Here is a 22,752-nt window from a genome sequence, read left to right as displayed (position 1 = left end):
ATGTCAGAAATTATAGGTTTTAAGTGTGATGATAGCATTATCGATCTCCAAAGTGCGCAAAATCCTGCGACTTTCAATGCAAATACACAAGAGCAAAAAGCAAGTCAAAATAATGCAAACAATACCAAAATAAACGAAAAAATTGGCGAGCCAATTTATTTTGATAATTCCAAAGAAGCACTAGAGATTATCCGCCACTCAGCAGCGCACCTTATGGCTCAAGCGATAAAAACACTCTATCCTGATGCGAAGTTTTTTGTAGGTCCAGTTGTTGATGAGGGGTTTTATTATGATTTCAAAACAAGCGCAAAAATAGGTGAAGAAGATCTCATAACAATCGAGAAAAAAATGAAAGAAATCGCCAAAATAGGCTACTCAATCACCAAAACAACAATCACGCGCAAGCAAGCAGAAGAAAAATTCAAAAATGATGATTTAAAAATAGCGGTGATGAGCAAAATAGAGGGCGATAGTTTCGGTGTGTATGCGCAGGGGGATTTTGAGGATTTGTGTCGGGGACCACATCTTCCAAACACGAAGTTTTTGCATTATTTCAAGCTTACCAAACTTGCAGGCGCGTATCTAGGCGGTGATGAAAAAGCCCAAATGCTTACTAGAATCTATGGTATCGCATTTGCCGACAAAGAAAGCTTAAATGCCTATCTCACGCAAATAGAAGAAGCCAAAAAGCGCGATCATAGGAAAATCGGGCAAGAGATTGGGCTTTTTACATTTGATGAGGAAATCGGTGCTGGGCTTCCGATTTGGCTTCCTGCGGGAGCGAGACTGCGCGTGCGATTAGAAAATCTCCTTACAAAAGCTTTGATTATGCGCGAATATGAGCCTGTGAGGGGTCCTGAAATACTCAAAAGCGATGTGTGGAAAGTCAGCGGGCATTATGATAATTACAAAGAAAATATGTATTTTACGACTATTGATGAGACAGAATATGGTATAAAGCCTATGAATTGTGTCGGGCATATCAAAGTCTATCAAAGCGCAAAACGCAGTTATAGGGAATTGCCACTACGATTTTATGAATATGGAGTCGTTCATCGCCATGAAAAAAGCGGGGTTTTGCATGGGCTTTTGCGCGTGAGGGAATTTACTCAAGATGACGCGCATATCTTTTGTCTGCCAAACCAAATAGAATCTGAAGTAGATTCTATCATCGATTTTACGCGAAAGATCATGGAAGCCTTTGGGTTTTGCTACGAAATGGAGCTCTCTACGCGCCCAGAAAAATCCATAGGCGATGAAGCGATTTGGCAAAGCGCGACAACTGCACTCAAAAAAGCCCTAGAAAAAAACCAAATCCAATACCAAATCGATGAAGGTGGCGGGGCTTTTTATGGACCAAAAATCGACATAAAAATCACTGATGCGATAGGACGAAAATGGCAATGCGGGACAATCCAAGTGGATATGAATCTTCCGGAACGTTTTATGCTTGAATACACCGATGAAGAAAATCAAGCCAAACGACCAGTAATGCTTCATCGCGCTATTTTAGGCTCTTTTGAGCGATTTGTGGCTATTTTGACAGAACATTTTAGCGGAGAGTTTCCTTTTGCGATCGCGCCTACACAGGTTGTCATCATACCGATTTCTCAAGCCCAGCTCTCTTATGCCAAAGAAATACAGCTTAAAATCAGGCAAGTTGGGGCATATGCGGAGATACTCAATAAAAACGAAACGCTCAACAAAAGGATCCGCACAGCCGAAAAGCAAAGAGTGCCGATGATTCTTGTCATCGGAGAAAAAGAAGTAGAATCTAAAATCCTTGCTATCCGCGATCGCAGAAGCAAGCAACAATACAATCTAAGCGAAGGAGAATTGATAACATTGATAGAATCTAAATTAAAAGAGGTTAGTTTTTGAGCAAAGAAGTATTGCTAAATGAGGAGATACGATTTCCTGAGGTTCGTTGCGTTGATGATAATGGTGAAGTATATGGAGTCATATCATCGTATGATGCCCAAAAGATTGCACAATCTAGAGGCTTAGATTTGGTATGCGTCTCGCCAAATGCCAAACCACCTGTGTGTAAGGTTATGGATTATGGTAAATACCGCTACCAATTAGAAAAAAAGCAAAAAGAAGCAAAGAAAAAGCAAAAGCAAATCGAGATCAAAGAAATCAAGCTCTCAACGCAAATTGCTCAAAATGACATCAATTATAAAGTCAAACATGCAAGAGATTTTATTACTGAAGGTAAGCATGTGCGATTTAAAGTCGTGCTTAAACAGCGCGAAATCACAAATCCACAACTCGGACAATCTGTGCTTAATCGCATTACCGAAATGATGGAAGACATCGCACAACCCGAAAAAGAGCCAAAAACAGAGGGGCGGTTTGTCTCATTACTTTTTGTGCCAAAAAAGCAATCAAAATAACTAATCTTATGAAAGGAGAAGACGATGCCAAAGATGAAAACAAATCGTGGGGCAGCAAAACGTTTTAAGGTGAAAAAAAATCTTATCAAACGCGGCAGTGCTTTTAGAAGCCATATTTTGACAAAGAAATCACCCAAAACAAAAGCAAAACTCAAAAGCCCTCATTATGTGCATAGTGCAAATATAGATTCTGTCAAGAATCTACTTTGTAAGGCGTAAGAAGGAGTCCCCCTAATATCACAGATATGCAGGGAAAGATTAGCCAAAAGGCTACACCAAATATAAGGTAAAGGAATAATATGAGAGTAAAAACTGGCGTTGTCCGTCGCAGAAGGCATAAAAAAATCTTAAAACTCGCAAGAGGATTTTATAGCGGAAGAAGAAAACATTTTCGCAAAGCAAAAGAACAACTTGAAAGAAGTATGTGCTATGCGTTTCGCGATAGAAAGCAAAAAAAGCGAGATTTTCGTAGTTTGTGGATCGTGCGCATCAATGCAGCTTGCAGGATAAATGATATAAGTTATTCAAAATTTATGCATGGGCTAAAGCTTGCAAATATCGAGCTTGATAGAAAAATCTTGGCTGATATGGCGATGAATGAGCCTGAAAGTTTTGCAAAAATGGTCGAACTCGCAAAAAAAGCAATCTAATCATAACCAAAATGCGCTTTGGAGCAATACCAAAGCGCACTCAAACTCACTTCATAAATTATCACTTAAAACCTCAATCTCTCTAAAATGCAGAATCTAAATTAGCACATCTCTGCTACAATTTTTATTTAATTTATTTTGCATACTCAAAAGGAAAGCGATGAAATCACCAAACACTTGGAACGCACAAAGCTGGAGAACATTTCTAATCAAACAGCACCCAACTTATAGTAATCAGCAAGCACTACAAGAAGTAGAAAAAGAGCTCAAATCCTATCCGCCACTTGTATTTGCAGGTGAGGCAAGAAATCTCAAAAAGCACTTCGCTCAAGTCCAAAAAGGCGAGGCATTTTTATTGCAAGGCGGGGATTGTGCGGAGAGTTTTTGTCAATTCAGTGGTTCAAGCATTCGCGATTTGTTTAAGGTGATTATCCAAATGAGTGCGATTTTGACCTTTGCAGGAAGCTGTCCAATCGTCAAAGTTGGGCGTTTGGCAGGGCAGTTTGCCAAACCGCGTAGCAGCGATTTTGAGGAAAGTAATGGCAAAAAATTGCCAAGCTATCGCGGAGATATTATCAATGGAATGGATTTTGATTTAGATTCTAGGGAGCCTGATGCTACGCGAATGCTAAAAGCTTACAATCAAAGTGCGGCAACGCTTAATCTTTTGCGCGCGTTTGCAAGTGGTGGGCTTGCGGATTTGAGCGAAGTTCATCGCTGGAATCTTGATTTTGTCAGATCTAATCCTTTTGGCAAAAAATACGAACAACTTGCCAATCAAATCACGCAAACTTTGGGCTTTATGAATGCTTGCGGTATCAATACCCAAAACACCCCCGCACTCAAAGAAACAGAATTCTACACAAGCCATGAAGCTTTATTGTTAAATTATGAAGAACAGCTTGTGCGCCAAGATAGCCTCACAGGACAATGGTATGATTGCTCGGCACATATGCTCTGGATAGGTGAGCGCACGCGAGATTTAGATGGGGCGCATTTGGAGTTTTTGCGAGGGATCAAAAATCCTGTGGGTGTAAAAATAGGTCCAACAGCAACTAAAGATGAGATTATGGGGATTTGTGAGATTCTCAACCCAAGCAATGAAGAGGGACGACTCAATCTCATCGTCCGAATGGGTGCTGACAAAATCAAGCAAAACTTTCCAAAACTTCTTGAAAGCGTCCATAAAGAAGGAAGGCATATTCTATGGAGCTGCGATCCTATGCATGGCAATACGATCAAAGCCAATAATGGCTATAAAACGCGCGCGTTTAATGATATTTTGAGCGAAGTCAAAAGCTTTTTTGATATTCACAAAGCCAATGGAAGTGTCGCGGGTGGGATACATCTTGAAATGACAGGCAATGATGTAACAGAATGTGTCGGTGGCTCGCAAGCCATCACTGAAGCCAATCTCGCGAGCTGCTATCACACACAATGCGATCCAAGGCTTAACGCTACTCAAGCCATTGAGCTTGCATTTCTTGTAGCTGATATGCTTAAAGAGCGCAGAATCTAAAATAGATCATAGATTTAATCTTATTCCATTGGGGCGAAAGTTACCTCTATGTGATCAGATATAATTCCATATCTTAAAAGAGTATGCGGAAAGCCATTCATAAACCATTGCCAACGCCAATGAGGCAAAGCTTTTGGAATGGTAATTGTGATCTTATGTTTGCCATTTTGTTGTGCCTTTTGCACTTGTGTAACCCAAGACTTAGCATACATCATAAGCTCTTTATACGCAGCTCTTGGACGCTCCTGATAGCTTTTTGTAAAACTTGAAGCTATACAAAAACAAAGTATAGCACTCACTATGAGCGATCCTTGCACTCTAGTTTTGTTGCTTTTGATCGAAAACACACAAAGTAAAGCGCTATAAAAAGCAAGCACGACAAGCATACTCAAAAAGAATCCACTCATCAAATAATATTTTGCTCCACATTTTGATACAACAAGCACATAAAATCCACCCAAAAGCAAAAGCCAAAGCAAAGAAGCTAAAAATTCTATTCGCATTATTTTGAGTCGCCACACACTAACCGCAGCCACAATAGCCCCAAACACAAAAAGATAATAAAAACCCCTCTCAAACATTTTGAATGTCTGATATGTGTATTTCATACCAAAAGATAAATCAAAACTTCCACAATACTCTACCCTTCCAGAACCCATATCAAGAATAGCTGCGATACACCAAAGCACGATAATTGCGCACAAAAACCAATCAAACAAACCAAAAGCTCGCCAGATTCTCCACGAACCATATCTCAAAAATCCAAAAATCTTAAACCCAATCACAATACCCGCATAACTTGCAAGCATAAAACTTGCAGTAGTCATAGAAAAAATAGCTATATAGCTAGCAAAAATCCCCCCCCCCCCCGACAATAGCAGCAGTTTTAGTATTTTTGAAAGAGAGCTTAGCCAATCGCAAATATTCAAATACACAAACAAGACTCAAATTAAGCAAATATGGAAGAAGATAAAAGCACATCATTGTAAAAACATACCCCATTCCTTCCGCATTCAAATCAGCAGGATACAATAACGGCATAGCACTTATTTTTGTAGCACCAAATCCACCAACAACAAACACCATACTTGCAAGTAGCCCATACACAGCACTTTTGGTAATCAAAGAACACAGTTTATAGAGTGCATATTGCATACCAATAACAGCCAATGCAAGCCACAATGCCAATCCCACACTCATAGATTCCAAAAAGCCTAGCCCACTTATAGGCATAACCACATAAGCCCCAAATATCATAAAAAAGTCCATAAGCCAAACAGGCAGAATCCGACTCACTATCCAAGAATGAGCTATTGGTAAAATAGGCTTATAATCTAAAATTATCGTCCAATCATCACCCCAAAATAAAACAATAGGATACGCATATCCATAAAAAAGCACCAAACCCAAAAACTCTATACCAAAAATACCCAATATCCATAACTTCACTTTTTGTGCTTGAGATATATTCATTGTAATCCTTTCTAAAATCTATTCAACTTTCTTTTACAACTTTTAAAAAATTATTCATACCACACTGAAAATAGCGATGTTGCAAAATCTTAAGATTTGAGACTTGATTTATAGATTCTGCCAAATCGCGCTTATTGTAGTAACGTTTATGATCGAGAATCTCATTTTCATCGATTAAATGCAACCTATAAGAGAGAAATTCAAGCACAGGCTTTGCAAGATGACTTGGTGCTGTAAGAAGCAAGATTCCATTTGGCTTAAGCACGCGCGCGATTTCTCGCAGCATATCGATAGGATAATGCAAATGCTCAATCACAGCAAGCATCGTAACAATCTCAAAACTTTCATCTTTAAAGGGCAAATAAGTGTGTAAAACACTATTGGGGGGGGGGGCAAAGGAAGCAAATGGCAACATTAATGATGAAATTGATGAATTCAAATTATTTGATGAATTTAGCGATTTGTGATCCAAAGTCGCTTCACTTAATGCGCTAGATGAGTTAGACGAGCTAGAATCTAAAGAATCTAATGTAAGCACATCATATAGATTCTCATTTGGCAATGCCTCAAAGCGATAGCTTAATGTCTCTATTTTTGGTGTTTTTATATTTGGGGCTTTGAAGTCAATCCCTACTCCTTTAGCGATATAAGGCTCAATCTCACGCAAAAGCCTAGCCTCCCAGCCACAGCCCACATCAAGCACGCAAGGCTCACTAAACCCCCTAATGCTTGGCAAAACACGAGCTAATCGCATTTTGCGTAAAAGCACATCAAAAAATGTCTCTTTGACTATGGGCTTATTTGTATTGTTTGTGTTACTCATCATATTCCTTTGTGTTTTTTGTTTTGATTTTGCAACGTAATACCATAACTCACTTTTGAGACTCACGCCTATCAAATCGTTTTTCATTGATATATGCATCGCGTCCCAAAAACTCACCCTTACGCACGCGTGGATTAAAATAAGGTGTCATTGGACGCACTTCATAATCAATCGTTTGAGATGTATCAGTAGGCTCATCTGTGCGCTGATACACGACAACTCCAAAATCTGTAATCTTTTGCGTTACATGCACAGGCAAAACCTTTGGCATTTGGGTAATGTTTTTATAATTTTTGCGATAAAAATTTGGCACACTCACAAGACTAAGCACAATCATAAGCCCTACAAATACGCGTGAAGAACATTTACTCATCACAAAAATCACCCAAAATGCGCTTACAAATACAATCATCGGGCGATTGATGAGAAAAAATGGAATACAGCACAACAACAAAACAAATAACGCACCAAAGCGATATAGCTTAGATCGTATCGCTAAACTTAGCAAAAGACTGACCCCAAATAATGCCCCAAGTAACGGAATAATATACACCATACCAAATCGCGGATCTGGACCACTGACAAACCAAAAACCAACACCACTCACAATAGCTACAAAAATCAGCGCAAATTGAGCTAAGTTTGTCGCTAGATTCTGGGTATTAAAATCTATTCTGCTTTCATCAAAAATATTTTTTATAAGAGCTTGTTTGTGGCTTTTGCGCGACACATAATACAGCCCAAAAAGCACAAGCGCAAAGCCCAAAAGACAAAAAAATGTCCAAACAAATCTTTTAAAATACCAATGAAAATAATTCTGCTTCATATGCAGCCAATCCCAAAGCCAAGCGTTTGAAGATAGCACTTCGACACAATTTTTGCCCGGATCTCTAGCCCAGCTCATAATCCAGCACACTTCACTTGCGCGATCCTCTTCGCTCACTGCAAATGGTAAGAATTGCAAATAGCCTATGCTCGCAGGATAGGCTATCATACCACTTGTAGCAAGCCCCTTAAGCACCCATGGAAGGCAAAATACCACCCCAATCACAAACGCCCATACATATCCTCGCAAAAATTCTCTAGAAAATATTTTCTTTCTATATACATAAACAAATCCCAAAATCACACCAAATACAAGAGCGGTATTAGCGATTTTTATAGTCGTGGCAATGAGGGCTATAAAAAATGCGATAAAAAATACCGCAGGCTTTTTGGCAGAATCTATCTCAAGAGCAAGCAACAAAAGCGCAAAAACCAAAATCCCAAATACAGCCCCTATGCCCTCACAATAAAGTGCTGATAACTCCCCGCCATGAAGCACATAAACAAAAAATGGCAAACAGCACAACAAAAAGAGATTTGCATTAGTGTGTTTTTCTCTACAAAGAAGCCCATAAAACGCGCTGAATAAAAACCCAAAATACACAATTTCATTGCCTATAAAGCTCCGCAATGAAGCAAGAATCTGGCTTACATCAGTAAGGGCATAAAAATTATAAATATTGCCATTGTAACCGAGCCTTGTGTGGATATTTCCTAGCCCAAATACGAGATTAGATTCTTGTATCCAAGTTACAATTTGTATATGATAATTGATGCTATCACTTATAGAATCTAAAAATAAACTATAAATCCCCACAAACAAAAATGCAATAATCCCGCTTATCCATATACGCCAATCTTTGAGGAGATATGCATAGCACACAAAAAACGCCACAATCCCAAACAAAAGCAATGCAAGCGATATATACCCATACAAAGGAATAAAAAAGTGTAGCACGCTAACAATAAAAATAAGTAGCCCTACACCCAATACCAAAGAAACAAGAATTTCAAGAGAGCTTATAGGGGGGGGGGCTAAGAAAGAGTTATTGTTTGATCGCGTAACTTGAGATCGACTAAAAGTAAAAGGATTAGCCTTATTGACACAATAAAAAAGGCGCAAAACTAAGCTTCCATAACCAAATGTAGCCAGAATCCAACCAAGCAAAACAAGCAAAATTTTGCAATCTGCAATAAACCATTCTTGAGAAATAATACTCATATTTTACTCCCTAAATTATAAATTAACTTACAAATACCTATGCCTACACTATCACACAACTACACCAAGCAAAACCACGCAAATGATTCAAATCCTTATCAATCCCCATCAATCCTTAAAGTGATATTTCACAATCGCCCATAAAGCGCGAAAGCCATCTTTTATGCCAATTTTTTTGCCCTCTTCGTATGTGCGCCCATAGTAGCTGATACCGACCTCATAGATTCTGATACCTTTGATTTTGGCTATTTTTGCGGTGATTTCTGGCTCAAACCCAAAGCGATTTTCTTTGATTTGGATAGATTGGATAATCTCACGTTTAAAAACCTTGTAGCAAGTCTCCATATCCGTGAGATTAAGATTTGTCATCATATTTGAAAACAAAGTCAGCATACCATTTCCCATTCTATGCCAAAAATAAAGCACCCGATGAGAATCTCCACTTACAAACCGAGAGCCAAACACTACATCTGCCACACCTCTTTCAAAAGGCTGCAAAAGCTTTGGGTATTCGTTTGGGTCGTATTCTAAATCCGCATCTTGGATAAGCACAATCTCCCCCTTCGCAGAGGCAATCCCTGTGCGTAATGCCGCACCTTTGCCCTGATTGTGTGTGTGATGAATGAATGAGAGTGTCGTATTTGCAGAGGTTGTATCCATCGTTGATAAAATCTCGGATAAAATCTCGCGCGTCTTATCTGTGCTGCAATCATCAACAATAATAATTTCTTTGTGATATGGAATCTGCACATTTGATACAACTTCCAGAATCTTAGAAATTGTCGCTTCTTCGTTGTAGCAAGGAATGATAATTGAGAGTGTAGAAAAATGTGGAGAGGAAGTGTGATGCGTAAAGAAAGATTGTGAAGAATTATGAGGTGTAAAAATCCCCCCCCCCCCGACAACAATGCTATTTGAGGATTCTTGTGATACAGATTCAGAAGATGCAGAAGTTTTATTCATATTTTTCCTTTTTTCTTTTTTTCTTGTTTTAGATGTTAGATTCTGGATTTGTAGCATTCGTAGAATCTTGATGTGTGTCATCGTGCGCCTTGTCGCATACTTCATTATGCGCCTCATTATAGACTTCATCATAAACTTCTTGCAAAGCCCATAATTTATCAATCAATGCTTTTGGGGTTTCTTGGCTTTTTTGTGATTTGGCGATCACTGAGGCGATTTGAGATGTAAAGCCCTCTTGCAAAGCACTTGCGGTTTGCATATCTTTAAAGTTTGCTCTATATTGAGCTTTGAGTGTAGTAATCTCATCATTGCTTACTGATTGGCTTGATTCAAAGCTTTCATAGAGCTGATTAAAATCTTGATTGTCAATATCCAAATACGCCGCGACATCAATAATCACTTCTCGTTCTCTCTCGTTGAGATCCTTATCACTCCATGCAAGCATAAACAAAAACGCCACAAACGCCACTCGTTTTTTGTATTCGCCATAAGTATCATTCAAAAATTCCTGCGCCAAAGACGCAATATCTTGCGATTCACTCTGTCCGACCATTGACAAAAGCTGCTGTTCGCTTTGTTTGTCGCTAAGAGTTAAGGAGACGTTTTTGATAAAACTTTCAATCAAGCCTCTTTGCAAAAGACTCGGGGCTTTATCGCGAGAATCTTTAGCAATCCCTACTTCCAAAAGCTTATTGAGTATCCGCACGCTCACGCCCGCATAAGAGTTTTTCAATCGATCTTTAGGATCGGCACGCACATATGGATCGTTTTTGAGATTGTATTCTGATTGTGATTGAGAAGGTTGCGTTGAAATTGGGTTTTTGAGGTATTCTTGAAAAGTGATATACAGATAATAAATCACTATCCCAGCGATGATAAACAACACAAGATTAACCATAGATTCTCCTTTTTGTTACTTTCTGATTTTTGCTTGAAGCTCTTTTTGTGCTTGCTCATCGCGCTCTTGCTTTTCTTTTCTAAGGCGCGCGCGCTCTTCTTTTTGTTTGAGTGCTATCGCGAGTTTTTGCTCCTTTTTTTCTCTCATTTTTTGGATATATTCCTCTCGCTTTTCAGGCGATTGGAATTTGACAGGATTCATAAGCAATACCGCAAGCACAAATATAAAAATAACAAGCGCAATACCTTCATTTCCAGACTCATCAAGCTCATGCCAAATACCCGCGATTATAGAAGCAAGTAAAATTTTTAGAAAAACTTTAATCAAGCAAAACTCCAAAATCTAAGCCTAAAATAAACACGCATTCTATCAAAATCTTTTAAATATATCTCTCAAGGCAAAATTTATTTACATTAAACCGCAAAACCGCGCGGCTTTTGCGTTGGCAGGCGATGATGCGATTGTCTGTAATTATATGATTTTCACAAAATATGATATGATGTGCGCCAACAAAACTAAAACAAACCAAAAAGAAAGGCAAAAATATGAATGCTTCCCAATCCATAGAATCTAATCCCTAGAATCTACCCTTATCAAATCTACTCACACAAAATCTCACCCTTCCGCAAAATTTGCGCCAAAAATTGCCATAGTGATCCCCGCTTACAATGAAGAAGCTGTGCTTACAAAAACAATCCAAATATTATCAGACAAAATATCCGCCCTTATCGCCCAGCACCAAATCCACAACCAAAGCTTTTGTGCTTTGTTGATGATGGAAGCAAAGATTCTGCTTGGAATATACTCTCTACACATAAAACTATTCACAATAAAAATAACACAAAAAATCCCCCCCCCATAGAGACAGGGGGCGATCTGGATTCTACAAAATATCTTTTCAAAAATCTCTATACTAGATACATAAGACAAAAGCACAAACAAGGACTAAACAAAGGCTATAGCAAAGCAGACTTGAAACCATTAAGTGATTAACTCTTCATCTCAATGGCATTTTTAGCATAGCTCTAAAAGACCGCTATATCGACTATAATCCAACCTTTGGATTAAGGCAGGAGTTTCCCACTAAATCTAAGTTCTATCTCAATAACGACATAGATTCTAGACTTCCTGCCATCACAGATAAAAATGAACTACAAGAATTTTATGTGATTTAGCTCACAGCACACTAGACCCACAAATCAAAAATGCCCTATATCTACAAATTCTTTGTGTCCATCGCCCCATCAACACTGCAAAGGCTAAATGGAGTCATATTGACCTAGATTCTGCATTGTGGATAATCCCTGCCAAAGAGATGAAAACGCAAGTAAGCCACACCATAGCATTAAGCAACTACGCGCTAGAGATTTTACAACACCAAAAGCAAAAAACAGCGAGACTACAAAGTGTATTTGTATTCCCAGCGTTTAACCAACTCAAACACATAAGCCGAGATAGGCTCAATACCGCATTGCAAAAGCTAGAAAATGGCAAATACAAAGGCAGAGTAACTGCTCACGGATTCCGTGCGATATTTCGCACTATTTGCACACTACACAAAGCCGAACTACTCCAAAAAGGTATAAGTGATGAAGTCATAGAATCTGCTTTAGCTCATAAAACAGATAATGAAATCAAATTTGCATATGAGCGAGAAAAAAGCACATTTGAGCAGCTCAAAATCTTAATGCAATGGTATGGGGATTATTTGAATAATCTATGCAAATTTGAGCTAAATAAACAAGATTAAGCAAGGAATAAACAATACAAATAAATACAAGCCAATATGCATAAATATTTGTATTGTCTCTCTAATGATTTTGCTGCTCCAATCATTCATTTTTCAAAATCTGTCAAATTACCAAAAAAACGCTCAAACGCCCCATTTTCCGCGTATTCCCAATTTTGTCCAAAAAGTTGAAAAAGTGAGTCCCTAAAAATAGGGTTTTGTGGATTTTTTGATAAAATTTTACACCCATCAAACGCCCTACCATACGATGAAAATAACGCTTTTGACAAAAAATGCGATTTTTTCAAAGTGTCTCAAACTCCATTCCACACGCTGTTACAAGAGCTATTAATAAAACTTTAAGCAAAAAGTGTGATTTTTACACCTCAAAATATACCCATCAAATGCCCTATTTTACGGCACTTCTCCGTATTCCCGTTTTCCCGCCACATTTCGCCCATCATTTTTTACACTTTTTAGAATAAGGCTCAAAGCTCGTGTATTATGGGATTTTAGAGCTTAGTAATTTTTCAAAAGATGTTAAAAATGAAAATTTTGTGATGTCAAAAATGGGTTTGAAATGCCCCATTACACGATGTTACTCCGCATTCCCGTTTTCCCAATATTTTTAACCTAAAATTTTGTGTTTTTAAAGAGTTAAAAAATAGGGCTAAAAATAGCTTATTTGGAAGCAAATATTTATAAAACAATACATATATATATATATTATAAGATTATTATATATTGTTTTATAAATATTCATATTTTTATATCAAAGCCGAATGATTATCGCTCAAAACCATCTTTGCCTTTTGTTTTAGGATTTTGCTTAATCTCTTTTGGCATACTAAGCGAATCAATCTGCTCTTTTACCTCTGCTCTTACTGCTTCAATGCCGCGCAGATTTACTAAGTCGTTAAAATCACTCACACTCTCTATCTCACTTGATTTAATTTGTGGATAGATTATGCGGATTTGTGGATATTTCTCTTGGCACGCTTTGGCAGAATCCATTCCAGCATTTCTCCTGCCTTGTGCTTCTTTTTTCATATCATTATCCGCACAAATTGTAATGTGCTTATGCGGATATTTGGATATTAGCTCATCGCATACATTAAGCAAATTCCCACAATCCATAGCCGCAATGCTAGGCTTATTTAAAATCTTACTCATACTCATAGCCGAAGCAAAGCCCTCGCATACAAAAAACTCGCTATGCTCTTCTAATGGTCTTTGTGTGAAAAATAACCCATTTTTCCTAGCTAAGAACTCTTCATTATTCTGCCTTTCTTGTGCTGTTTTGATAACGCCATACATCTTGCTTCCATTTGGCATTATACGCTGCAAACTTTGCATTTTGCCATTTATGTCTCGCAAGGGGATAAGCAGATTATTAAATGTATCCACTTTGATATTAATATTTTGGATACTAATATTTTTGGATTCTAAGTAGGGGTGGGAGTCTGGTGCTGGCATTGCATTTGCAAATTCAATCTTAAGTCTTTTGGCAGTCTTTTCTTGCAATTCTTGCTGCTGCTTGACTCGTGCAATGGCTTTGTGCTACTGGATAGTTTTGTCTCTATTGTATGTTGTAGTGCTTGGACTATAAGAAGCGGTCATTGCGTATTTAAACTTCACTCGCTCATCAGTCTTAAAGTTATGAATCCAGCCATTTGGATAGCCATCTAAGTAGCCCTGATATGCTCCGCTAGCTTCTCTGCCCCTATCGCCTTCAACCTTGCATCTATGGATTTTGCCATCCATAATGGGCATAGATTCTAGCATTAGCCCACACTCTCTTAACTTCTCGCTAAATTGCCTTATGGCTTCATCTGCATTTATTTCATAAGTGTATTTATGCTCCCATCTAGAAAATGGAGCAAAATCTAATCCACTAGGCACAAACCACTGCTTTTTGTCTTTATCCCACCTAGCTCCTAACCCCTTAGCTTCATCTCTATCTTTAAAGGGCACAAAGATATAAATCCTAGAATCTCTTGGCATTATCTATCCTTATCGCCCATCTTGTTGGAACAATCTTTATCAATCTTTAGCTTGTTTGATATTTCTTTTGCTTTCTTATTGAGCTTATCTCTTGTCTCTTACGTGGGCTTGGGATTTTTAGAAAAAATCTTTTTCTTATCTTGTGGCGACTTTTGCAATACCTTTTGCTGATAATACTCTTCAACCTTTTGGTTCTTAAACTCCATTTGTTTGTTAAGATTCCTATCAGAGTAGAATATTATAATTACATCAGCAAAGGGGATAGTGGCGTATTCGAGTGACCCTCCCCTTTGTGTCTGTAATTACTCTAAATCTTACACTATCATCATTTTGCCATTCATATACTTTTGCCCCATTTTTATCAATAAAAGGCTCATCAAAGTTTTTTAGAAATTCTCTTAAAGACTTTCCAATATTCACAAGCTCCTCTATGCTAATTTCACCTTGAGAGCCTTTTTCTAAATGCAACTTAATATGTTCTGCACCAGTCCCCTTACCTCTTCTTACATTGTGCCAGCCTTTCACATATATAGTGATATACTCAATTACTGCATCTTCAATAGCTTCAATATCCTTGAATATAGGCGCAACCTTTTCATCTCCAAAGGTTACATTATAAATTCCTTGTTGTTCTTTTTTGCTTTTATCCATTATTTCTCCTTATCTCACTCTCTTATTTATCAGCGGATAATTTCTTGGACTAGTGGCAGATTAGTTTTGGCTCTTTCATTTGCTTTAGATTTATCCGCCACTTGAGCCTTTTTTGTCTTAGCCATCTCGCTTCGCTTTGCTGCCATTTTCTTTTTTGTCTCTTCGCTTGGCTGCGGATTCTTGCTAAATTTTTTCTCTGTGGATTGCTTATCTTGCTTGGCAGAATCTTTTGTCAAAGTCTCTTTTGATTCTTCGCTGGTATCTTTTTCTACATTGTCTATATGAGTTTTTGTTTTTTTGTTTAAATACTCATCAATAGATTCTTTTAGCTCTTTTGAATCCACTCCAAGTTTTGTGGCTAAAGCATTGATGAGGGCTTCTTTATTATCATCTGTCTTTTTGCCAACTCGCCTACTATACTCTTGGAATCCTTTTAAAAATGCACCTAGCTCCTCATTGCTCAATGCCTTAGCAGTTTCTACGCAAGTATCAATAGTGCCTTTGCCTAATGCTTGTAAATATGCCATATCAAGTGTGGGCTTTTTAAATCCTTTGCATTTATTTTCTAATCTTTTGCGGACTTCATCGCTATTAGCCGCAATTCTCTCTTCTGGATTCAAACCTAGCCCTTGTGAAAAATTATCTCGCAAATGATTGATACCCTTTTCAAAATGCCCATAGCCTAAAGGCACGCTGATTTTTTCACTCACCATTTTTCCATTGACTCCATACGAGATAGTAAAATCAACTATCTCGCTTTTGAAGTCGCCACCTTTTACTTTATTTTCTTTTTTGGTTTCATCAATAGTTGTTAAGTGGCTTAAAATACAATCAATATCGTGCTGCTCTCTATAAGTGTCCTTATAATCATCACACAATCTCAATCTCTCATTGGCCTCACTCTGCGCAAAGCTAATCTCAAAAAAATCATCACTTATAGCTTTTTTCATCATTTTCTACTCCTTGTCTTTGTTTGACGTTTTATCTTGTAAATCTTCTTTAGACGGATACATTTCTAACAATGGCAAGAGAGCTTTTGCTATCAACTCATCATCACTACAAAGCTTTTAAACTCACTCTCTTTATAAGTTTTTTGCACGATTGCTAAAGCTAAATCCTTATACAAGGTATTGAGCTTAACTTTCTCTCGCTCCTTTGCTTTAGCGAGATTGTTTTTATATTTCTCTTTCAGTGCTTTGATATATGCGCTATCCATTTCTTGTGTCTCCTTGTAAAATAATTTTATAAGATATTATATTCTAAATATAAATAAACATAACAAATAAATTGAGAAATATACTTGACTTTTGAAAAACTATCAATGTAAAATGTTTATTTTAAAAGGATGCAGGATAGCAAAAAATAGCCAAAATGTTAAACACTTCGTTTTTAAATTTTGCGTATTTTTTGCGGCAATTCATAAGAATTGCCTCCTGCACTGCGTGGCTCTTAATCAAAATTTGCCACGCAAATTTTGAAAAGTCGCTTCAAATTGAAGCGAGAAGTCCGCTTACGCGGAGAGTCAAACTCTAAGCGAGTTTGAAAGTTGTAACACCAAAAAAAGGAAGGATTGTGAATAAATCAAACATTGTAAGCTTTAGAATCACGCACGATAACAAAGAGCGACTTTGCAAAATCCAAGAAAAAAGTGGTTTGGATAAATCAAAGATTCTTAATTTTTTGATTGAGAGTTTTGAGCCCCATAAGCATTTGGAATTACTAGAATCCAGCAATGATGAAGTGGGTAAAAAGAAAATTGTGCTATATCTCTCGCTTGATGAATATGCAAAACTCAAACAATCCGCACAGCAGAATTTTCGTGGCTCGGTAGCAAGAGAGCTTAAATTCCACGCGCTCAATTTCATCTATAAAGTTAAAATCCCCGATATGCAAGAGATACAATCGCTCAATGAAACAAGAGCAGAGCTTCATAAAATCGGCTCAAATATCAATCAAATAGCCAAAGCATACAACACACAACTCAAACCAAATATAGATGACAAATTGCTTGCAATACTAAACGATTTGCGAGAAAAAATTGATAAACTCTCTCTAGCAATCACTACACTTTTATCAAACAAAAGGCGATTAGCGTGAGTGCAATCCCAAAATATTTTGCTAACAAATTTAGCAATGATGAGCTGGAATTTAATATTTGGAAAGGGCGGCAAGTGCAAAAAGCAAGAGCCAATCGTTCCTTTGCTAATTACACAAAACTCAAACATATCCACTCAAAATACTACAAAAGCAAGAGAGAAAGCCCAAAAACTCAAAGAGAATCAAGGCAGATTTGATTTATCTGCTTACGCAAAAGAGCGAGATAAAAAAGCAAAACTTATGAGTGGTGGCTATGAAGTTATGATTAAAATCACTTCAAATGCGAGAAATAAAACACAACTTTTAAAACATATTGAATATATCTCACGCGATGGAGAGTTAGAGCTTTTAAGTGCGGATAATCATATATTTTTAGGAAAAGCTGATACCAAAGACTGCGTAGAATCCTATGCCAATATTCCACAAAGATTTGAGAGAGTAAGAGAAAGGCGAGAAACTTACAATATGGTATTTTCTATGCGAGATTATGAAGAGTGTGAGCCACATATTTTGCAAGAATCCGCTTTTGCTACGATGAAAAAGCTCTATCCAAACGCACAATTTGTGCTGGCTTTGCATAAAGACACAGACAATCCACACTGCCACATTTGTCTTAATGCTAATAATCTCAATGGTAGCAGAATCCATATACAAAAGAAAGATTTATTTGCTATGCGACAAAGCTTTGCTAAGGAATTAAATGCGCGTGGAGTGTATGCGCTTGCCACAAAACGAAGCGATAGTTATCGTGGCTATGAAATTGCCTTAAACGCTCCTAGAAGAACGGAGCTAGACTTGAAGCAAAAATTTTATGGAATTATTAACTTTGGCGAAGCTCCATATAATGATGATAATCTCAACAAAGATAGCTTTTTTATCTCGTATCTTGTCAATAATAGATCTGTAACGATTTGGGGAGAGCATTTAAAGGAGTTAGCGCAAAAATATGACTTGCAACAAAGTGATTTTATCCGTGTTAAAAAGCTAGGTTACAAACTTCGTCCTTATACATTTGAGAAAACAATTGGTGGTAAAACTTACACAATCACTAATACTACAAAAGTAGCGATATGGGATATATCTATACGAGATAGGGCAGAAAAAGACTTTGTGAAACTCCCAAAACCACCGACCTTTAAGCCAATAGTAAGACTGAAAGAATCTTCTAAACCAAAACCAACACGAAGGGATACAAATGGAAACACAAGACCACAATACACAAGAGAGCAATGGGCTAGATTCAATGCCGAGCGAAATGCTACAAAATTTGCAAGAAAAGCTGCAATACTTCAAGCAACAAATACGCCAAAGCCAAGATACAATGCTTTCACAGGATTCAAAGAGCAATATGCAGAGCTTAGAATTAGCAGCTTCACAGGATTTAGAGAATCTAATACCGAGCTCCAATGGAGAGCTGCTAGATCAAAGCCCTATCTATCAGAGTCCAACCTTGACACTCTTGCAAGTGAAATTACCACAAAGCACGATTTGTCAAGAATGTCCCAAAGCAATGTGGATAAAGAATCAACGCAACATCAAATGCTTCTGCCAAGTGATGCACAGCATAACCTACCAAGACGACCAGATTCAGCCAACAATGATAATAGAGAACTGCGATCAACAAATCATAGCGATACAAGAAATGCTACTAGCAAAAGAAAGTGGCGAATAGTAGATAAATTTAGCGATGAGATGGAATCCATTAAGCCCATAGAGCCAAAACGTTACACAAGAGAGCAGTGGGCTAAGTTTAATGCCAAGAAAAACAAAGGGGATTTGGAGAGATAAAAGCGTATGTTATTTATCGCTCCAAATCTTTGTCTTTTTTCTTAGTCTCTTGTTTGACTTGAGATTCAGTAGTCTCATATTGATTTAAAAATTTTTCTATACATTGTTTCACTCGTGGTAAATCATTTATGATAATATCCTCTATGACTTCTAGGCTAATCCCCTCATAATCGTGTGCTATTCTATTTCTTACCTGTCTTAATCCTGCTATATCATCACTAACAATGACATCACTCACATCAATATCCGCTTTAGCTAATTTTTTAATTTGTTCTTCGCAAGATGTAAGATGCATTAAAATTGCAGGTCTATCACGCACATCATCGTTCAATGCAGAAATCACACCATCCCTACCTGTATTGCCACAAATTTGAAAATCTTATCAATTTTGCTGCCAATCAGTATGAGCGTATTTTTCTTTTTCTCATACATATATTGCTCCTTGCAGCAAGGTTTCTTTCTTGTCAAGCGGCATAGAGCTTGCATCACATAAATCCACATCAGTGTTAAATTGTTGCTGTATTTGTTGTTGTAGTTTATCAAAAAATACAAGATATTTAAATCCGCCACCTATCGTGTTTTTAAAACGATCAAAATCAATCTCATAGACAATATCAATATCGCTATTGTGGTGAGTATTCCCTTTGGCATAGCTGCCAAAAAGCCCCAGCTTTGTAACACCAACCTTTTCTAGTTCTGGTTTCAATACTGCCAAATAGCTCAATATGTTGTTTTGTTCTGTTGTCATTTCTCTTCCCTTTGTTGTTTTTTGATATGCCAAATACAGCTCACTTCTCAAACCCTTTTGCATCTAGCCATTGTGTAATGGCTTGCTCAAAGATATAGCTTTGCATATCCACACGCTTTGCCATATCGCTTTTTTGGTAACGCTTAACTCGCTCTATCAAGTGTATGGGTAACTTTACACTAATTATTTTTAACTCATTTCCTTTTTTGGTGTGTTTGGATTCTGAATTCTCACCACTAGCAGATTCTACAAAATCTGCTCCCTTTGTACCCCACTTTCACTCAAAGGCTTTTTAAATGCCATTTTTGCTCCTTATTGTTTTATCAATACAAAATAATATTTATATTAACAATATTTTATAATACTTATTTTATCTTTTTAATGCCATATTTGACAATTTCATTGAAAAATATGCCAAATTCCGCCACTGCTTTGCTATCGCCAAACTCATCTAAGCTTAGTCCATCTTCTACTGCTTTTTTATACGCTCTGCGTTCAAAAAGCATAGAATCTAGCAAAATAATATCCCCTAAATCTCGCTCTGCAATCCTAGATTCTACAAACTCACGCAAATCGGCTATTTCTTGGCTAAAAAATGGATTGGTAGAGAGCTTATTGCAAGGGATAAATCCTAGTAAATTCTCATTGCTGTCTTTTGCTCATTCAAAGATTTCAAGCATTCTATCCATTACAATTTATTGCTAAAATATCACTTGCTTCTAGTTTTTTGGAAGCTCTTGTTTTTTTAGTTTGCCCCTTAGTTGTGTTTGGGGCGACTACCTTATTCTCTTTCATTTTACTCCTTTAGTCTTATTTAAATTAAGCCACTTGATCACATCATCTCTGTCATACACAATCAAACCCATTTGTTTAATATATGGAAGATTAAATCTACACTTAATCACGACGGAAACTATAACTTTGGAAAATGGAATACTTACGCGCAATACAACTCCACACAACAAACAGGCGTAGCAACACTTTTTAGCGACAACTATATTGCCAAATCTCAGCTTGTAATGCCTTTTGATCTAGGAGGAGCAGGCTTTATGAAGCTAAGTGTGGGTGGTGAAGTATGGCATGAGCGATTCCAACACGCCCAAAATGTAGCTCAAAACACGCTTAATGCAGGTATTGATAATCAAATGCGCCATAGGGCAATCTCCCAAACTCAAAGCTCACTTTTCTTAGAAGATGAATACAGCATAAACGAATACATTGGGATCACCGGCGGTGTGTGCTATACTTATGGCTCGATCTTTGGCTCGTATGCCACGCCTCGGGGCTATCTTGTCTTTAAGCCCTTTAACTTTTGGACTATCAAGGGCGGAGTAGCCACAGGCTACAAAGTCCCAGTGATTAAAGAGCTAAGCCCGGGATCTACAAAGTCAATGGACAAGGTGCAAATCCACGCTATGGGAATCCAAATTTACAACCAGAATCTAGCATAAACTACGAGCTAGGCACAGATTTTGACTTTAGATATGTGAATTTTGCCATAACAGGACACAGACTTTAGCAATAAAATAGCTTATGAGAATGTCGCGACAGGGAGTGCGCTAGGGCATGGCTATGCAGGAACTTGTGTAACGGTGGTTGGTAGAGGAACGCAACAATGTAGCTTTCACATAAACTTAGATTCTGCGCGCTCACTTGGAGCAGAGGCGACTTTTAAACTCAAGCCAATTTTTGGCATAGGCTTTGATGTGGCTTATACTTTTGTGGATTCTAAGCAACTCTCAGGCGAAAATATCGGCAAGCCAATCCAAGGGCAGCCAAGACACTTAATCGTAGCAAAGCTTAGCTACAATTACAAAAATTTTGGCACTTATTTAAAGCTTACTTCACGCTTACAGACAACAACCGAGCTTCTCACAAATGCCGCAACTAGAAGTGTGCTAGGGGATCATTACAAAGATTCTCATTTGCTTGATTTGAATGTGAATTATAAATTTAGCCCAAATCTTTTACTTAATTTTGCAGTCAATAATTTGCTTAACCAAAAGCTTGAATACTTGCCCTATACAAGCACAAACAATGGAACAACTACCACAGGCTATGTCAATGCTTACCAAAATTGGTTTGATGGTAGGAGCTATTGGGTAAGTTTGAGATATGATATATAATCTGTTTTAAGCCTAATTCACACCAACTTCACAAAAGCCTGCTATCATACGCGGGCTTTTTGGTTCTATTTATTATTTTTAGCTTAATCCACACAAAAGGAACACAATGAAAATCACCAAAAAAACATGGATGCAAATCCATACATACTTAAGCCTTTTTTTCTTGCCTGCGGCGTTGATTTATGCGATCACTGGGGCGTTGTATATATTTGAGATTCGGCAGAATTCTGGCGCGCAAACTTGGAAGTTTGAGCTTGAATCAATGCCCCAAAAAGGCAAAGAGCAAGAAGTCATACTCCAAATACTCAAAAATAATAATCTCAAAATCCCCTCAAACACAGAAGTGCGAAACTTCAAAGGCGGAATCAGTATGGGAAATGTGAAATATAGCGCGTTTATCTCCAAAGATCCGAGCGGAAAGGTGATAATGAATGTCATAGATAGAAATCTCTATGGCGTGCTAATGATGATGCATAAATCCGGTGGCACGAAGTTTGAGCTTGGCGGGTTTAGATTCTCGTTTTTTGACTTTATTGCGGTTGGATTTGGGGTGTCGCTGTTGCTGTTTTATCTCTCTGGGCTGTTTGTAACTTCATTTTGCAAAAAAAATCGCCTAAGCGCGTTTGGCACACTCGGGGTAGGATTTATCATCACTGCTTTAGCGATCTATTGGAGTGTGTAGATTCTGTGTGGATTCATTCTAAGGTTTGCCTAAATGCTTTCGCGTAGAATCTAAATTAGAATCTAGATTCTATACAGACGCAATGATACATTAAGAAATCCTCTATATTTGGCAGATTTAGGCAAGCAAAAATACAAAAAAAGCTCAACATAAGCATT

Annotated in this window: 24 protein-coding genes and 3 pseudogenes; 12 read left to right on the top strand and 15 right to left on the bottom strand. The window is 37.6% G+C overall.

Features of this window, described 5'->3' with window-relative positions:
* The 5 genes and pseudogenes from thrS to DY109_RS05320 all read left to right on the top strand — a co-directional run bounded on the left by thrS (window position 1) and on the right by DY109_RS05320 (window position 4,565).
* Window positions 1–1,881 carry a threonine--tRNA ligase gene (thrS, locus tag DY109_RS05340; RefSeq protein ID WP_023946140.1) on the top strand — a complete coding sequence of 627 codons (1,881 nt, stop codon included), beginning with the start codon at window positions 1–3 and terminating at the stop codon, window positions 1,879–1,881.
* Window positions 1,878–2,464, top strand: a pseudogene (gene infC, locus DY109_RS05335) (translation initiation factor IF-3). Before thrS ends, infC begins: the two are co-directional and overlap by 4 nt.
* The gene (rpmI, locus tag DY109_RS05330) at window positions 2,421–2,615 is read left to right on the top strand and encodes a 50S ribosomal protein L35 (protein ID WP_023946144.1); all 195 of its coding nucleotides are present in this window, start codon (window positions 2,421–2,423) and stop codon (window positions 2,613–2,615) included. Before infC ends, rpmI begins: the two are co-directional and overlap by 44 nt.
* A gap of 80 nt (window positions 2,616–2,695) precedes the next feature.
* Entirely contained in the window at window positions 2,696–3,046 is a 351-nt protein-coding gene (rplT, locus tag DY109_RS05325) for a 50S ribosomal protein L20 (protein WP_023946146.1), read from the top strand.
* A gap of 160 nt (window positions 3,047–3,206) precedes the next feature.
* Window positions 3,207–4,565, top strand: a complete 1,359-nt coding sequence (locus DY109_RS05320; RefSeq protein WP_023946148.1) for a class II 3-deoxy-7-phosphoheptulonate synthase — start codon at window positions 3,207–3,209, stop codon at window positions 4,563–4,565.
* Window positions 4,566–4,585: 20 nt separating this feature from the next.
* Here the strand turns inward: DY109_RS05320 and DY109_RS05315 are convergent, their stop codons facing one another.
* The 7 genes from DY109_RS05315 to DY109_RS05285 all read right to left on the bottom strand — a co-directional run bounded on the left by DY109_RS05315 (window position 4,586) and on the right by DY109_RS05285 (window position 11,096).
* Complete coding sequence (locus DY109_RS05315; protein WP_147291173.1) at window positions 4,586–5,440, bottom strand: hypothetical protein; 855 nt, start codon at window positions 5,438–5,440, stop codon at window positions 4,586–4,588.
* Window positions 5,412–6,038 (bottom strand): hypothetical protein, encoded by a 627-nt coding sequence (locus tag DY109_RS05310; protein WP_112058923.1) that lies wholly within the window; start codon window positions 6,036–6,038, stop codon window positions 5,412–5,414. Before DY109_RS05310 ends, DY109_RS05315 begins: the two co-directional genes overlap by 29 nt.
* 22 nt (window positions 6,039–6,060) lie before the next feature.
* Window positions 6,061–6,948 carry a class I SAM-dependent methyltransferase gene (locus DY109_RS05305; RefSeq protein ID WP_181894621.1) on the bottom strand — a complete coding sequence of 296 codons (888 nt, stop codon included), beginning with the start codon at window positions 6,946–6,948 and terminating at the stop codon, window positions 6,061–6,063.
* On the bottom strand, window positions 6,911–8,908 hold the full coding sequence (locus tag DY109_RS05300) for an LIC_10190 family membrane protein (protein ID WP_023946155.1): 1,998 nt from the start codon (window positions 8,906–8,908) through the stop codon (window positions 6,911–6,913). The genes DY109_RS05305 and DY109_RS05300 overlap by 38 nt, the downstream gene beginning before the upstream one ends.
* A 108-nt stretch (window positions 8,909–9,016) precedes the next feature.
* Window positions 9,017–9,976 (bottom strand): glycosyltransferase family 2 protein, encoded by a 960-nt coding sequence (locus DY109_RS05295; RefSeq protein WP_244916655.1) that lies wholly within the window; start codon window positions 9,974–9,976, stop codon window positions 9,017–9,019.
* The gene (locus DY109_RS05290; protein WP_023946159.1) at window positions 9,900–10,769 is read right to left on the bottom strand and encodes a TerB family tellurite resistance protein; all 870 of its coding nucleotides are present in this window, start codon (window positions 10,767–10,769) and stop codon (window positions 9,900–9,902) included. Before DY109_RS05290 ends, DY109_RS05295 begins: the two co-directional genes overlap by 77 nt.
* 15 nt (window positions 10,770–10,784) lie before the next feature.
* Complete coding sequence (locus DY109_RS05285; RefSeq protein WP_112058925.1) at window positions 10,785–11,096, bottom strand: hypothetical protein; 312 nt, start codon at window positions 11,094–11,096, stop codon at window positions 10,785–10,787.
* Between the two features lie 352 nt (window positions 11,097–11,448).
* On the opposite strand from DY109_RS05285, the gene DY109_RS11130 reads away from it, so the two are divergent.
* Both DY109_RS11130 and DY109_RS05270 read left to right on the top strand, forming a co-directional pair.
* Window positions 11,449–11,631, top strand: a complete 183-nt coding sequence (locus tag DY109_RS11130; RefSeq protein ID WP_147291172.1) for a hypothetical protein — start codon at window positions 11,449–11,451, stop codon at window positions 11,629–11,631.
* A gap of 297 nt (window positions 11,632–11,928) precedes the next feature.
* Window positions 11,929–12,519, top strand: a complete 591-nt coding sequence (locus DY109_RS05270) for a tyrosine-type recombinase/integrase (protein ID WP_081714842.1) — start codon at window positions 11,929–11,931, stop codon at window positions 12,517–12,519.
* A 765-nt stretch (window positions 12,520–13,284) separates the two neighbouring features.
* Here the strand turns inward: DY109_RS05270 and DY109_RS05260 are convergent.
* The 5 genes from DY109_RS05260 to DY109_RS11450 form a co-directional block, all read right to left on the bottom strand.
* The gene (locus DY109_RS05260; protein WP_023946173.1) at window positions 13,285–14,022 is read right to left on the bottom strand and encodes a toprim domain-containing protein; all 738 of its coding nucleotides are present in this window, start codon (window positions 14,020–14,022) and stop codon (window positions 13,285–13,287) included.
* A gap of 36 nt (window positions 14,023–14,058) precedes the next feature.
* Complete coding sequence (locus tag DY109_RS05255; RefSeq protein WP_023946175.1) at window positions 14,059–14,502, bottom strand: DUF5710 domain-containing protein; 444 nt, start codon at window positions 14,500–14,502, stop codon at window positions 14,059–14,061.
* Window positions 14,503–14,751: 249 nt separating this feature from the next.
* A complete protein-coding gene (locus DY109_RS05250; protein WP_023946179.1) occupies window positions 14,752–15,153 on the bottom strand; it encodes a hypothetical protein in 402 nt (133 codons plus the stop codon).
* A 29-nt stretch (window positions 15,154–15,182) separates the two neighbouring features.
* The gene (locus tag DY109_RS05245) at window positions 15,183–16,106 is read right to left on the bottom strand and encodes a hypothetical protein (protein WP_115737806.1); all 924 of its coding nucleotides are present in this window, start codon (window positions 16,104–16,106) and stop codon (window positions 15,183–15,185) included.
* A gap of 89 nt (window positions 16,107–16,195) precedes the next feature.
* Window positions 16,196–16,369, bottom strand: a complete 174-nt coding sequence (locus tag DY109_RS11450) for a hypothetical protein (RefSeq protein WP_023946183.1) — start codon at window positions 16,367–16,369, stop codon at window positions 16,196–16,198.
* Window positions 16,370–16,725: 356 nt separating this feature from the next.
* Here DY109_RS11450 and mobC point away from each other — a divergent pair, with 356 nt between their 5' ends.
* Both mobC and mobP1 read left to right on the top strand, forming a co-directional pair.
* Complete coding sequence (mobC, locus tag DY109_RS05240; RefSeq protein WP_034549041.1) at window positions 16,726–17,250, top strand: plasmid mobilization relaxosome protein MobC; 525 nt, start codon at window positions 16,726–16,728, stop codon at window positions 17,248–17,250.
* Entirely contained in the window at window positions 17,251–19,038 is a 1,788-nt protein-coding gene (mobP1, locus tag DY109_RS05235) for a MobP1 family relaxase (RefSeq protein ID WP_023946189.1), read from the top strand.
* Between the two features lie 13 nt (window positions 19,039–19,051).
* On the opposite strand, the gene DY109_RS05230 is transcribed toward mobP1, so the two are convergent.
* The 3 genes from DY109_RS05230 to DY109_RS05220 all read right to left on the bottom strand — a co-directional run bounded on the left by DY109_RS05230 (window position 19,052) and on the right by DY109_RS05220 (window position 20,358).
* The gene (locus DY109_RS05230) at window positions 19,052–19,381 is read right to left on the bottom strand and encodes a HepT-like ribonuclease domain-containing protein (RefSeq protein WP_051404601.1); all 330 of its coding nucleotides are present in this window, start codon (window positions 19,379–19,381) and stop codon (window positions 19,052–19,054) included.
* 81 nt (window positions 19,382–19,462) lie between these two features.
* Entirely contained in the window at window positions 19,463–19,786 is a 324-nt protein-coding gene (locus tag DY109_RS05225; protein ID WP_034549043.1) for a nucleotidyltransferase family protein, read from the bottom strand.
* Window positions 19,787–20,151: 365 nt separating this feature from the next.
* Window positions 20,152–20,358 (bottom strand): hypothetical protein, encoded by a 207-nt coding sequence (locus DY109_RS05220; RefSeq protein WP_023946197.1) that lies wholly within the window; start codon window positions 20,356–20,358, stop codon window positions 20,152–20,154.
* Between the two features lie 294 nt (window positions 20,359–20,652).
* On the opposite strand from DY109_RS05220, the pseudogene DY109_RS12605 reads away from it, so the two are divergent.
* From DY109_RS12605 to DY109_RS05200, 3 genes and pseudogenes are all read left to right on the top strand, one after another.
* A pseudogene (locus DY109_RS12605) lies at window positions 20,653–21,305 on the top strand (TonB-dependent receptor domain-containing protein).
* A gap of 1 nt (window position 21,306) precedes the next feature.
* Window positions 21,307–21,912 (top strand): annotated as a pseudogene (locus DY109_RS12600) (TonB-dependent receptor domain-containing protein); the annotation flags it as partial.
* Between the two features lie 106 nt (window positions 21,913–22,018).
* Window positions 22,019–22,594 carry a hypothetical protein gene (locus DY109_RS05200; RefSeq protein ID WP_115737809.1) on the top strand — a complete coding sequence of 192 codons (576 nt, stop codon included), beginning with the start codon at window positions 22,019–22,021 and terminating at the stop codon, window positions 22,592–22,594.
* Window positions 22,595–22,752 lie beyond the last annotated feature (158 nt).

The sequence above is a fragment of the Helicobacter fennelliae genome, assembly GCF_900451005.1.
GTDB classification, from domain to species: Bacteria; Campylobacterota; Campylobacteria; order Campylobacterales; family Helicobacteraceae; genus Helicobacter_B; species Helicobacter_B fennelliae.
The sequence above is the reverse complement of the archived record's forward strand: the minus strand, read 5'-3'. Positions and strand labels throughout refer to the sequence as shown.